Here is a 13,834-nt window from a genome sequence, read left to right on the forward strand (position 1 = left end):
GTGTAGTTAAGGTTCGACTAATTAGACAAGAAACAAGACAGACGCTTGATATAAGGTTGGGCAGAAACCCCAGTTGTCTTTTTTAAACAAATAGAGTTACCATCTCCTACTAAAATCCAATAATTTATCCATTCCTACTATTCAGGGCGTTTCATATATAAATGAAGGGATTTTAAAAGCTATCGTTCTTGCTCCATGATCAGGCACTTCAAACCGAAATAAAATTAAAGCGCTTTCAGCTTAATATTTCTCCAATACACTTTAATCCCTCCCCCATCATGGATCTGTAACGCAATCTTGCCATTTGCATCTCCTATTTTAGCGTCAGAAAAATCGACCATTTCAACACCATTTAACCAACTGATTATCCGGTCTCCATGAACTCTTATTTTTAACTTGTTCCATTCACCGTATTTAAGCGCCTCCTCTTTTTCTTCAGAAGGTTTAACCAACCAACCACGGCCATACGATTCATAAATACCACCCGTGTGAAGGTTGGGTGGCGCAACTTCTATCTGCCAACCTGCTATTTTGGTACCGTCAATCTCAGAGCGGATAAAAACCCCACTATTTCCGTCGGCTTCTTGCTTAAATTCCAGAGTCACTTCGAAATTCTTGTAGTTATCAGTAGTGGCGAGGTAGCCATACTTTTTATCCGGCCCACTTTCAGATACTAACACCCCTTCTTCAACGTACCATTTTTCGGTTCCGTGAATTTTCCAACCGTCTAGATTCTTTCCATTAAAAAGGGTTTTCCCAGATTGACAACCTACAAATAAAAGACTAAACATAACCGCAAACAAACTTGCTTTCTTAACCATCACAATTTTCTTATTTTAATATTTTTAAACCATATGGGGCTTTGATGGTCCTGCAGACCAATGTATCCCGTTTTAAATTTACCGTAATCCGGACTGCCTTCCCATTTGCCGGAGTTCTTTTTAGTATACCATTCCTCAGACCAAGGTTTAAAGGACACTACTTTTTTTCCATTGAGCCAATGTTCTACTTTTGTAGGTGTAAAAACGATCCTAGAGGTATTCCATTCCCCCACAGGATTTAATTCTTTCTTATCAAGATCGGGAGCATACATTGAGTAATCTGCCGCTGTTTTATTAAGTGGTTTTAACTCCGTAAGGTTCTGGGTGTGACCAAGACTCTTATTGTAACCAGAAAGATCATGTATTTCGGCGTAGTTTTCATCATCAATTAATTGATACTCGGGTGCAATTTCTGACAGATTTGCATAGCCTTCTTTAATATGATAAAAAATGCCGCTATTACCGCCTTTTGGAAGTTTCCATTCAAGAGATAATTCAAAATTTTCAAACTCTTCATCTCCATAAATAATGTCCCGTCCTCCTTTATAGTCTTCTTCTAAACCAAGCTTTGTATCATAGGTAAGTTCCTTGTTTTTAATCGTCCAACCGGGTGGCAACTGATCTTCTCCATAAGCTCTCCAACCTTTAAGACTCGTGCCGTCAAAAAGGTATTGCCATTCTCCATTGGTATTGATTGTATCATTTTTGCGATCTTCTTTAGAGGTTGCTTCTTTCTCAGTTATTTTCTTGCTGTCCTCTGAGTTTTTACATGCTACTGTTGAAATTGCCAATAACATACATATTAGTGCTCTTTTCATAATTATGTCTTTAAAATTAAACCCGTTTCATTTTTTCTGGATCCCAACCCATAAATTCATTTTTGCGATAGCTTTCATTACACAATAATGCTGGGGCTGCAGCACGAAATCCAAAAATGGGGTTTTGTGCGACCTCGCCATCGTTTCTAATAGCATCAAAAAAGTTGGCAAAATGGTCATAATGGGCTCCTTTGTACCCATCTTGTGCATTATATACGGTTTCTAAAGGTGGCATTATTTGTTTTCGATCGGACTGATTTGATCCTTCCTTGGCCTTTTCTGCTAAAAACGGATCATCACTAGCTCCTCCAGCATTTCGTTTTAAAGTAACTCGATCCCACTCTACATCCATCGAACCTTTGCTGCCTACTAATTTCAAATACGTCCCTCCACTTGTGCCATCTACAAAATTACAACGCAAAGAAAGGTTAAATCCAGGATGTTCTTTGGTTTCTGGGTAATCAAACATTCCTAACTGTACATCGGGTACTTCACGACCATCTTTCCAATAGCGCAACCCTCCTGTTGAAGATACTCTATTAGGTCCCAATGAATTAGTAATAAAATGCAAACTAGAGAAAAGATGCACAAAGAGATCCCCTGCCATTCCCGTTCCATAATCTAGATAATTTCGCCATCTAAAAAATCGTAGCGGATCAAATGGACGATCTTTGCTTATGGAAATGTATTTTTGCCAATCTACCGTCTCCGTTGAGGCATCTTTGGGAATAGGGTATTGCCAGGCACCAATTGGCGAGTTTCTCGCCCAAAAACCTTCGGCATAATTTAGTTCTCCAATAGCCCCTTCGGCCAGTAATTCTTTTGCCTTTTCATTACCTAAGGAAGACATGCCCTGACTGCCCACCATCATTATCTTTCCTGATTTCTTCCAGGCATTAATGACATCCTGCCCTTCATCAATGTTGCGTATCATGGGTTTTTCACAATATACATGCTTACCCGAATTTAAAGCATCTATGCTAATCTGTTTATGCCAAAAATCCGGAGTGCCTATGATTACTGCATCTATATCCTTTCGGTCCAAAATCTCTTTATAATCTTTGGTGACAAATAAATGGCTTCCCCAAGTTTTCTTTGCATTGTCCAACCTTGCGTCGTACAAATCGCAGACGGCAACCAACTCTATATTTTTGTGCTCTAAAGCAGTGTTGGTATCAGAACTCCCCATACCGCCTGCACCGATTAGTGCTATTTTTAAGACTTTGGTGGTATCAGCTAATAAATGTCGGTTTAATATGTTGACGTGTTTTGTCTCTGCGGCAAAGGTGGAGGGCAATACGGCTGCCGTAACACTTGCTATTCCTAATTTTTTTATAAAGGAACGTCTGTCTTTTTTCATCATAATTAAATAGTGGTTTTTGATATTTTAAATTCTGGATAGTAAACAGGTTTGTTTATTGGTTTTAAATAGTGAACATGGTCTTCCTTAGACAACAATAAACCAATAGCATTCAAGGTATTGGTTTATTCCTGAATTTTCTAAATATATTGTAAATCTTTATTATTTCAAACTAGTATCCTGGATTTTGGGTCAAGGTAGGTTCCCCAGAGTTGTTCAAACTAAGATCTATTTGAGCTTGAGGAATAGGGTAATATTCACTTTTACCTGAAATAAATTTGCCTCCCCTAACATCGGTAGTTAATTGACCTTGATATTGAAAGTAATCATTTAAGGTTTTCTCGGCAATGCCCCAACGCACCAAGTCAAAAAAGCGGTGTCCTTCCATGGCTAATTCAAGTTTACGTTCGTAGTGAATTGATTCTAGCGCACTTTCTTTAGAAAAGAATTCTGAAGTGGTGTACATCCCGATTATATAATTGGCAGCATTCTTAGCTTGGTCAAAACCTGTAAGTGGGCTATTATCATCAACATATTTTTTCGAGAATCCCTGAGGATTTGAAGCGCTCTCGCGAACCCGATTTACATATTGCATGACAAGAACCTAAATTGCTGGTTTTTGCTTCAGCTTCAGCAGCCATGGAGTTAATATTGTAATGTATAACGGACTACCAACAAAGCAAAAATTTTCGACATTTTTAAAATTCCTAAAAAGTGAAGCCAAACAAAGTTTAATGGACAAATATTTTGGAGACGAAAATACTGACCAAAGACAATTATATTTCTTCCTTGACGAAAGAGGACTTATGGATGAAAAGGAAAAATAGAAATATAAAGGAAACATACAAATTGTTCACCGAACAGAAATTAAGGGGTTTCGAAAAAAACTAATGCCAATAAGCTGTATTATTTGGCTATTTCTTCTTATGACATCACATCATTTGAATGATATTTATGTCCCATTGTGCAATCGCATTCACGGTTATCATCAGTACCGCGAATCAAATTGACCGCTCATTATCACTCTACTTCTTATCCTTCGGTTTCTTTGGAGATGTTATTTGGGGTTCTGATTTTGCTGTGTTCTGTTGCAATCTGCTAGGGTCTATTTTAATTCCTTTAGGCTTGTTATTGATCATAATACTCACGATTTTAGGGTAGTATAAACATATCATTTTAATTTTTAAATTGCAACCAAAAGCTGACCATATGCCATCGTCACTAAATATCATGGAAATTGGATGATGAAATCACCCAGCCAGACCAACTGTTGCCAACTTTTCCTAAACATGCAGTACCAAGCTAGCCACGCAGATACTGGATGGATAAGACTGGATATTTTAGAACCAAAATGGAAACAATGCCGTCATAGGTATAGTATTAAATTATCTCCTTAATTGACCAGCATATCTCGTTGTGAATTATATACAGTTCTGAAGTAATAAGAGATAGCAACAGCCCAACCCTTTTTGGGGATGTGGAACCAAAAAGATACTTGTACAATGGGTGTGAAGTATAGTGAGAATATGGCAAGAATATTTTAACTACTTTTATTAATATTAAGCATAGTTAATTGATTCTATTTAGTATTTTTGCACCAGACGAAATCAAATTGTACCCTAACCCAAGGGAATAAGGTCACAAATCGTCAACATAGATAAAGAGATTTAACAAGAGTGTTGATATGGTTAGGATAAGTGATTCAAGTCAGAGTCCCGTCCAGACCGCAATAATACTAAGAAGCTCTAAAGAAATTTGGAGCTTTTTTTGGCGAGATTCCCATCGTCATGGGAACGAGAAGAAGTTGTGTTGTTTTATCTGAATGAAAGTTTAGATAAACGTAGTGATACCAGAGCAATTTGGTATTCCGATGAGAAGCTTTCCTTTTCTGTTTTATAACAGGATCGGGATGCTTTTTTGTTTTTGGGGTTTTGGTAATGCTCCGTTTTCTACACATACCGGATCAAGTCAAAAAGGATCAAGTCAAAACATGCCATTATTAAAAGATCCATGTTTTTGATGCCGTGCAGCCTAGGGCTCTTGCTTTTGAAATCAAGTAGAATTTTAATGCAACTGCATTTGATCGAATTTATTGCATTATTCTCTTATTTATTTTTGTTGATAACTTTTTAATAATATATTTGCATCTCTGTAAGAGTTGTCAATCAACTTAAATAGAGAATTTTGATCCATTTTCCTTAAGACCTTATTTCCGGTCTTAAATCTCCCTCAACAGTAATAGCAATACTGGGCGTTATGCTCCAAAATTAATAATCCATTCTTCCCTCAAATGGCATTTTCATGCCCAATTATTAATTAACAAAACTGTAAATAACTCCTAAAATTAATTAAAATGAGAACTCTAAAAATTACTTTATTGCTTGCATTATTTTTAACTGTTTCTAGTCAAACGGACAAGACGACAATTGAGAATACAACTCAGAAAGAAGTTAAAAACTACGACTCAACAAAACCTTATTACGATTTGTTGGCACATTCAAAAGATAAGATTGTTATTCCAACACAGGGATAAACTTAAAATTCCTTAGCGTCTCAAGCCTTTATTTTAGTTAATAAGGGCTTGAGATGTTGCTAATCGATCTGGTTTTATGAAGCGTTATTTTGTTTAATTTAGACGACATTCTGAAGTTTTGGAATAATTTTTCTAAATTTAAAACTTAATTGACCATTCACGTGTTAAGACCTCCAATCCTCTTTCTGTTATTTTTGTGTTCCTGTCCTTTAATTGCCCAAGACATTGTTGGATCTTCAGAATACGATAGTATTCTAAAATTTCGAAAATTAGGGGAAGACCCAAATAATTCTCTCGAAATCCGGTTGAAATATGCTAAAAAAGCCGTCAACATATCTCATGATTTGGAAGTTGATAGTATTGTTCTAAGAAGCAACAAAATTTTAAGTACCGCATATCTTTATATTGGAGATTATGATGCCTTTAGTAAAATTAATCATGAGAATTTAAAAATTTCGAAACGAATTAGTGACACCTTAAACGTTGGTATGACTAATCATAACTTAGGGTTTTATCATACTACAAAAAGTCAAAATGACAGTGCTTATTATTACTACACTAAGGCAATTAAAAGTTATGAGCAATCTGGCGAGGTCTCAAGAAAAATTGAGGTTATGGCCAACCTTTCACTGATTCAATATATTGAACGGGATTATTTTGGGAGTGAAGACTTATGCATCCAGGCACTCCGACTATTAGCGCAGTTACCAACCAAAGATAGCAACCTATCAATGTTTTGGATTCTATACAACAGATTGGGTATCATTTCATTGGATTTGGGATTGTATGAGAAATCTCTAGAATATCATGATAGGGCCATCGGTATTAGCAAGAAAATAGGAAATGGGGAGTCCGATTATTACACGTCCATCCACAATAAGGCCTTTGTTTTAAGAAAACAGGGGGCTTATGGAGCCGCAATTAAATTGTATGAGGAGATATTGCAACAAAAGGATTTATTTATTGAAGATCCCAGTTTTTATCCCCTAATCCTTGATAATATTGCCTTTACTAAATTTGAATCACAGGATAAGGATTATGGAGCTATGGAAAATATGTTTATGGAAGCCTATAGACTCAGTGATAGTTTGGACGATCCCACTACAAAATTAGCCGTTAGCATTGATCTTTCAAAATTTTATAAAGGGCAAGGAAAAAATGATCAGGCACTACACTTTGCTCAGGAGTCCTATGATTTGGCTGGAGATATCTCATCAAATGACATTCTTTTAGAATCTATGATCCTTCTGTCTGAGCTTAAAGCAGGCGATGAAGGGAAAAGTTATTTTAAAGAGTACATTCGTTTGAGTGATAGTTTATTGGCACATGAGCGGGGCATCCGTAATAAATTTGCACGTGTACATTTTGAAACCGATCAAATAGAATTAGAAAACCAAAAGATTGCTACTGAAAAAATGTGGTGGATAATTAGTTCTGTCGTACTCTTATTAACGTCAATATTGGTGTACATCATCATTACACAGCGAAATAAAAATAGGGAATTAAAATTTAGGCAAGATCAGCAGGAGGCTAATGAAGAGATCTATAATTTGATGCTCTCGCAGCAAGATAAGGTAGATGGCGCAAAGGCTGAAGAAAAAAAGCGTATTTCCCAAGAATTACATGATGGTGTTTTGGGCAGATTATTTGGGACGCGGTTAAGCTTGGACAGCTATAATTTTAATGAAGGAAAAGAAGCGGTGCAGGTTAGGTCTAAGTATATTGCTGAACTCAAAACCATTGAAAATGATATCCGAAAAATCTCCCATGATCTAAGTACAGATTTTGTGTCCGGCTCTGGGTTTATGGATATCATGACAGAATTGATTGACAAGCAAACCCAAGCCTATCAATTAGAGTCTAAATTTGATTTTACTGACGATATTAATTGGGAAGCCATCCCCAATAAAACCAAAATTAATTTGTATAGGATGGTGCAAGAATCTCTCCACAATATTTATAAGCACGCTAAAGCTAAGCGGGTAAATATTAGTATTCAACTAAAAAAAGCTGTAATTTGCTTGTCCATTACCGACGATGGTAGTGGCTTTGATTCCAATAAAAGCAAAAAGGGCATTGGTCTTAAAAACATCAACTCTAGAGCAAAGGAACTCAATGGAACGGTGACAATTCAATCACAGATTGACAAAGGCACTACACTGCAAATTAAAACCCCCTATACAACTTAAATAGATATGCAACATATTCATATTTTAATGGTAGATGATCATCCAATTATTATTGAAGGTTATGAAAACACTTTAATGGCCACCAAGCACGAAGATCAAATCCTGCAGATAGAAACAGCAAATGATTGTGATACTGCTAATGAGCTGTTGCAGCGCGCGGCCATAGAGAAGCCCTATGATATTTGTTTTTTTGATATCAGTTTGCCCAGTTCTTCTAACGGTAAATTGAATTCAGGAGAGGATTTAGCTAAGATGACACGAGATATCATGCCAAACGCCAAGGTGGTCATTTTGACCATGTTTAATGAATCGTATAGAGTGCACAATATTATCCAGGAGATTAATCCGGACGGATTCTTGATTAAAAGTGACCTGACCTCAAGCGAACTTGCTGAGGCGTTTCAGCATATTTTAACCACACCACCCTATTACAGTAGTACCGTGAACAATTATCTTAAAAAAACGGTATCTGCAAATTTGCATGTGGATGATATCAATAGGAAAATTCTACACCTTCTTTCTCAAGGGATCAGAACAATTACCTTACGCGAGCACATCAACTTATCCATGAGTGCGATAGAAAAACGGAAAAGACAACTCAAGTTGTTGTTCTCTGTTGAAGATGGAAAAGATGAAACATTGATTGAAGAAGCAAGAAAAATGGGCTTTCTTTAATTAGGAGACATGAGTGTTCGAAAAACAGATAAAAAGTTTACAAACCCCATTAAAGCAAGACCAGGTATAAGATCTTAAAAAATGACACCTTGCTTTTTGAAACCATTTTCACTTAGTATAATTTGGCAAATTTGATTTAGATTAATGACTGTCTATCATTTAGTTATAATCAAATCTTTGTTCCCGGCCGGCAGGGTCTTAATCCTTTATCGGACAATAATGATTAAGAGTGTTAAAATCTCTTAAGTTTAAGGTTTTATAAACTCCCCAAAGGTTTTTCGCTCCTTATTAGTACGGGTATTCCATAGAAAATTTACGGTTATCCCGTAACTTAAATCCAAAACAATTCTTTAATTTTGGCAAGTCAACAATAATTAATTAATCCCTCAAATTATCTTGTTGCGTTAATAGCACCATAGAATAAACCTAATAACGGCCCATCTGGAATGTTATTAGGTTTTTTTTTCAAAACAACCTCTTCTTCAATTTCTTCATTAAATTATATAACTAAAATATTAGTTTAAACTAATATTTTAGTTATATTAGCGTCAGGAAACTAATGGGTTGGACAATTCCATTCTAAATTTCCCGAATAAATATCCCGTTTAATTAAAAAACTACTGCAACAAAGTTTGCCAATTGGTGGGCGCAGTCTTACAGATGAAACAACTTACAAAAGCAGAAGAGGAAATTATGCAAGTCCTATGGCAACTAAAAAAAGCCAACGTTAAACAAATCATTGACGAGTTGCCAGAACCAAAACCTGCCTATAATACCGTATCGACCATTGTACGGATTTTGGAGAGCAAAGGATTTGTGGATTATGAAAAGCAGGGTAAAGGCCATCTTTATTTTCCGCTGCTCTCAAAAATCGAATACAGTAACCAAAGCATTAATATGCTAGTGGATAATTATTTTCAAGGCTCGTTTAAAAGTATGGTGTCCTTTTTTGTTAAGAAAAATGATCTCAGCTTAAAAGAAATGGAATCTATCTTAAAACACATTAACCAAAAAGACGACTGATATGCTACACTATATATTACAGACCGTTGCCTTTCAGATCTTCTTTCTGATTATTTATGACCTATTCTTAAAGAAAGAGACCTTTTTTAATTGGAATCGCGCCTATTTGATCGGCACCGCATTTTTGTCCATCGTAATACCCTTTTTAAAGTTGGAAAGTTTTAGAGCTATCGTGCCAGAACCTATGGTGGTCCGATTGCCAGAAGTCATTATAGGGGAGGTGTCTTCAAACTTTAATGATGGTACTGTAATCATTCAGGCAGACCAAGTTGCAGACCACGCAATCAACTTCTCTTGGACCTATGTGTGGATTGCAGGTGTGGTATTAACGGCTCTCATTTTGGCCTACAAGATTGTTAAGTTGAGTAAGCTTTATTATGCCAATCCGAAGCGCTTAGATGCAGGTGTTCTTTTTATCTATTTATTAAATAGTAATGCCGCTTTTTCGTTTTTCCACTACATTTTCTTAGGGTCTGAAATCCAAGCTGACAAAAAAGAACATATCATACAGCATGAACTGGTGCATGTTAAGGAAAAGCACAGTATCGATTTGTTGATTTTTGAAGTGTTGCGCATTGTATTCTGGTTTAATCCGTTGGTGTACATGTATCAAAACAGATTGTCCACATTGCACGAGTTTATTGCCGATGCCAAAGCTGTAAAATATAAAGGCAAATCAGCCTATTACCAAAGTCTGTTGTCTCAGGTTTTTGAGACCCAGCACATTTCTTTCATCAATCCATTTTTCAAACAATCATTAACCCGCCTGACTGTATTTGGAAGACAATTTTCTTTTGGAGTCCATAACGGGCAGGTCAAAAAACGAATCGTTATGTTAAGCAAAACAAAATCAAAACAGATCCATCTTATCAAGTATGCCTTATTAATTCCTATGGTGATAGGGATGTTGCTGTACACCTCCTCTTATGCCAGTGAAATTAAAGAGCCTTTATCATTGGGGCAACATGAAACGATAAACCAAGAATTATCTTTTTCAGAACTTGTAGATAAGTATTACCAAGATGTTATTGGCCTAAGCGAACTTCCAGAGGATTACTACAAGGCCTATAAAAATTATGGCGACATTGGTGAAGATTATATGCAGAGTAGGCAAGACGTTGCCAAAGCCCAAGCGCTTCTAAGATACAAGCACACCAAATTAATGGAGAAAAAAAAGGCTGAAGGAATTTTAAGTAAAGCAGATGAATCCGATATGGAGCTTTTTGGCAGTGAACAACCTACTTATGATGAGTATGTAATTTATAAAAAATCAGACAAAGGAAAGGGCGCTTGGGAGAATTCCGCAGGTAACGGAGAACTTCGTTTGGTTGTAGACGATATAAATGATTTATCAGATGCAGAACAAAAGAAGCGGGAGCAAAAATTAGCCTTGATAACAAAAGGTAATCAGTTCAAGGTGCTGAAAATGACGGATGGTAAAATGACTACTCTGTTATATGCTAATAATGTTGAGGTTCAAGAGACAAATCAAAGTTCTGTTTCTGAAGATGTGGAAGTGCCCTTTGCTGTAGTAGAGGAAGTCCCCATATTTCCAGGCTGCGAACATCTTACTTCCAACAGTGATCTAAAAAAATGTATGTCTGAGAAAGTGTCGGAAATGGTCGCTAAACAATTTAATACTGACATCGCAAAGCAGCAAAATCTGAAAGGAAGACAGCGAATCAGTGTCATCTTTAAACTGGGTAAGGACGGAAAGATCAAAGATATCAAAGCAAGAGCGCCACATCCGGCGTTAGAAGCAGAAGCCATTAGGGTCCTTGAGCTTTTGCCAGAGTTTACGCCTGGAAAACAACGTGGTAAAGCAGTTACCGTACCCTACAGCTTGCCTATTTTGTTTCAGGTTCAAGATGATATTCCTGAAGGGAATAATAACCATGGGCCATTTGTCGCACTCGATGAAGTCGTGCTATCTACAGATGCTCATGTTAAACAGTCAAACCAATCAGATAAACAGTCTCCTTCTTATAAGATTTCACAGTTTGTCAGTAAAAACTTCAATACTAGTGTTGCTAAAGAGAATCAGATTACCGGAAAACAACGTATTCATGTTGTTTTCAAAATAAATGCTAATGGAAAGGTTGAAAATGTACAAGCGAGAGCGCCACATCCAGCTTTGATGTCTGAAGTTAAACGAGTAATTAATGCAATGCCAGATTATTTACTTGGAAAACAAAAAGAGAAAGACGTTACGATATCTTATAGTTTACCGATTTTGTTTATGGTTCCAGGCGACAATTCAGAAACAGACCAAAATAAATCGGGTAATGGGAGAGAGGACGACATTGAAGTGCCTTATGCCGTTATAGAAGAAGCTCCTTATTTCTTAACATGTCAATCTTCGGAGTCCAATGAGGATCGCAAGAGATGTACCTCAGATGAAATTGGTCAATTTGTCAATAAAAATTTCAACGTTAATTTGGCCAATGATTTAGGACTTAAAGGAATGCAACGTATCAGTGTGATCTTCAAAATTGGTAAGGACGGTGTTATTACAGATATAAGATCGAGAGCGTCACATCCGGAATTGGAAAAAGAGGCTATTCGTGTTATTGGACAATTGCCAAAAATGCAACCGGGCAAACAGAGAGGGAAAGCCGTAGTTGTACCTTATAGTTTGCCAATTCTATTTCAAGTCAATGAAGCCGCGCCAAAAGTCAAAAACTAAGCACATCTCGTATGCCCAAATTCTGTAGTGTCTTAAGTATTGTCTTAATCTCATGGTCAATGCAAGCGCAGTTTGCCAGGTTGAAACTCGCAGACAGTTTGTATGTGCATGGCAATTATGCACAATCCATAACAGTCTTTAAATCTATAGAACTGCAAGATCAAGTCTATGAAAAATTGGCCAAAGCCTATATCGCACTGGGTAATTACGACGAAGCTTTGGAGAATTATAAAAGGGCATCCCAGGCCTCTCCTGAGGATGCACTTCTTAAATATGATTACGCTAAGCTATTGGCCCGAAGCAAAAAACTAAAGAGCGCTGAGGTGCTCTTAAATGAGTTGGTGTATCTAGACTATAGAAATCCTAATTATCATTATGAACTTGGGCTGGTAATGGAGCAGCAAGGAGATTCTACCGCAATGAACAGGTTTCATTCGGCATTTAACCTCGATAAAACCCATCAAAAAGCCATTCATAAAATTGCCAAACACTTATTGGTAAAGCGTCATCATGATGCGTCTCTAAAATACATCAATATTGGGTTGGAGAGTTATGCCAACAATACAGAACTCATTAACCTAAAAGCACTCAATTACTATTGGAAACAAGACTATCAAGCCGCTGCACAATGGTTTGAAAAGCTGTTGGATTTGGGAGAAAATTCCCAATTTATCCACGAAAAATTAAGCTTCTGTTATGCGGAAACGCTACAGTATGAAAAAGCCATTGTTTACGCTAAGCGCGCCGTAGATTTTGACCTCAATAACACCACCAATCTGTATATTTTAGGTCGGTTGTATGAAAAGATCAACGATTTCGCTTCCGCAGAAGAATGGCTTACTAAAGCTCTGATCATTATGGATCAGCCGTTACATGTAGAATATACCACCTTGGCCACTGTACTAAATCAGCAGAAAAAACACAAGGAAGCCATGGCGGCGCTACAAAACGCCATCAAGGAAGATCCTAAGGATGAGCGGGCTCAGTTCTTCTTGGTGCGGACAAAAGACGAATATTTTGCGGACACCGACTCTAAAATTAAGGCCTATGAGGTGTTTAAAGAACGTTTTCCAAAAAGTGTGTTTGGTTTCTTTGCAGACAAGCGATTGCGGGAGCTCAAGGAGGAAAAGTTTATGAAATCTGAATAAGCAGGCATGCCGCCTCATAGAAATTGTATAACACAACTACATGAAGTGAATAAATTCACTAAAAAAATTGTATTTTTCAGCTTCAGTTACATTATAAAATGAAGCCATTTTTACTTGTTTTCCTTATCTTACTGACGTCTTGCGATTATTTTCAATCTAAAAAAGTATCGACAGAACAACTTCTTGAAGAAGAAATGCAAGCCATTAATTGGAATGATGTGGATGACTACCCCACCTTTTCTGATTGTGACGGTGCAAATACCAATCAAGACAAGAAAGCCTGCTTTGAGAGTTATCTTCACAATTTGTTGGCGTCACATTTAAAAAACCAAATAATTGTAGTTACAGAAGATGTATCAGATACCATCATCTTAAAAATCCACATCGATAAAAAAGGACAGTTTTCAATACGCAATATAGATATGGATTCTATGACGCAAGCTCAAATTCCGCAATTGGACAGTATTTTAAGACACAGTTTTGATTCCCTTCCTAAAATTTATCCTGCCATCAAACGCAGTCAGCAAGTGGCAACAGAGTTCAGTCTGCCCGTTATTGTCAACATCAATTAATCTTTGCCA

General features: G+C 36.8%; 11 protein-coding genes. 7 read left to right on the top strand and 4 right to left on the bottom strand.

What is annotated here, in order from left to right; all coding sequences use genetic code 11:
* Positions 1-224: 224 nt before the first annotated feature.
* The 4 genes from JEM65_RS12630 to JEM65_RS12645 form a co-directional block, all read right to left on the bottom strand.
* Positions 225-821, bottom strand: coding sequence for a 3-keto-disaccharide hydrolase (locus tag JEM65_RS12630; RefSeq protein WP_199600384.1), 597 nt, complete (start codon positions 819-821; stop codon positions 225-227).
* A complete protein-coding gene (locus tag JEM65_RS12635; protein WP_199600056.1) occupies positions 821-1,639 on the bottom strand; it encodes a 3-keto-disaccharide hydrolase in 819 nt (272 codons plus the stop codon). The genes JEM65_RS12630 and JEM65_RS12635 overlap by 1 nt, the downstream gene beginning before the upstream one ends.
* Positions 1,640-1,655: 16 nt before the next feature.
* Positions 1,656-3,002, bottom strand: coding sequence for a Gfo/Idh/MocA family protein (locus JEM65_RS12640; protein WP_199600058.1), 1,347 nt, complete (start codon positions 3,000-3,002; stop codon positions 1,656-1,658).
* 169 nt (positions 3,003-3,171) lie between these two features.
* Positions 3,172-3,594, bottom strand: coding sequence for a RagB/SusD family nutrient uptake outer membrane protein (locus tag JEM65_RS12645; RefSeq protein ID WP_233530642.1), 423 nt, complete (start codon positions 3,592-3,594; stop codon positions 3,172-3,174).
* 1,758 nt (positions 3,595-5,352) lie between these two features.
* Here JEM65_RS12645 and JEM65_RS12650 point away from each other — a divergent pair.
* From JEM65_RS12650 to JEM65_RS12690, 7 genes are all read left to right on the top strand, one after another.
* Entirely contained in the window at positions 5,353-5,532 is a 180-nt protein-coding gene (locus tag JEM65_RS12650; RefSeq protein WP_199600060.1) for a hypothetical protein, read from the top strand.
* Positions 5,533-5,681: 149 nt separating this feature from the next.
* Positions 5,682-7,721, top strand: a complete 2,040-nt coding sequence (locus tag JEM65_RS12655) for a tetratricopeptide repeat protein (protein ID WP_199600062.1) — start codon at positions 5,682-5,684, stop codon at positions 7,719-7,721.
* Positions 7,722-7,727: 6 nt separating this feature from the next.
* A complete protein-coding gene (locus JEM65_RS12660; RefSeq protein ID WP_199600064.1) occupies positions 7,728-8,396 on the top strand; it encodes a response regulator in 669 nt (222 codons plus the stop codon).
* Positions 8,397-9,056: 660 nt separating this feature from the next.
* A complete protein-coding gene (locus JEM65_RS12665; RefSeq protein ID WP_199600066.1) occupies positions 9,057-9,419 on the top strand; it encodes a BlaI/MecI/CopY family transcriptional regulator in 363 nt (120 codons plus the stop codon).
* 1 nt (position 9,420) lies between these two features.
* Complete coding sequence (locus tag JEM65_RS22405; protein ID WP_233530643.1) at positions 9,421-12,105, top strand: energy transducer TonB; 2,685 nt, start codon at positions 9,421-9,423, stop codon at positions 12,103-12,105.
* 11 nt (positions 12,106-12,116) lie between these two features.
* Positions 12,117-13,253, top strand: a complete 1,137-nt coding sequence (locus JEM65_RS12685) for a tetratricopeptide repeat protein (RefSeq protein ID WP_199600068.1) — start codon at positions 12,117-12,119, stop codon at positions 13,251-13,253.
* Between the two features lie 98 nt (positions 13,254-13,351).
* Positions 13,352-13,825, top strand: coding sequence for a hypothetical protein (locus JEM65_RS12690; RefSeq protein WP_199600070.1), 474 nt, complete (start codon positions 13,352-13,354; stop codon positions 13,823-13,825).
* Positions 13,826-13,834 lie beyond the last annotated feature (9 nt).

Source organism: Gelidibacter salicanalis (genome assembly GCF_016469035.1).
Classification (GTDB): Bacteria; Bacteroidota; Bacteroidia; order Flavobacteriales; family Flavobacteriaceae; genus Gelidibacter; species Gelidibacter salicanalis_A.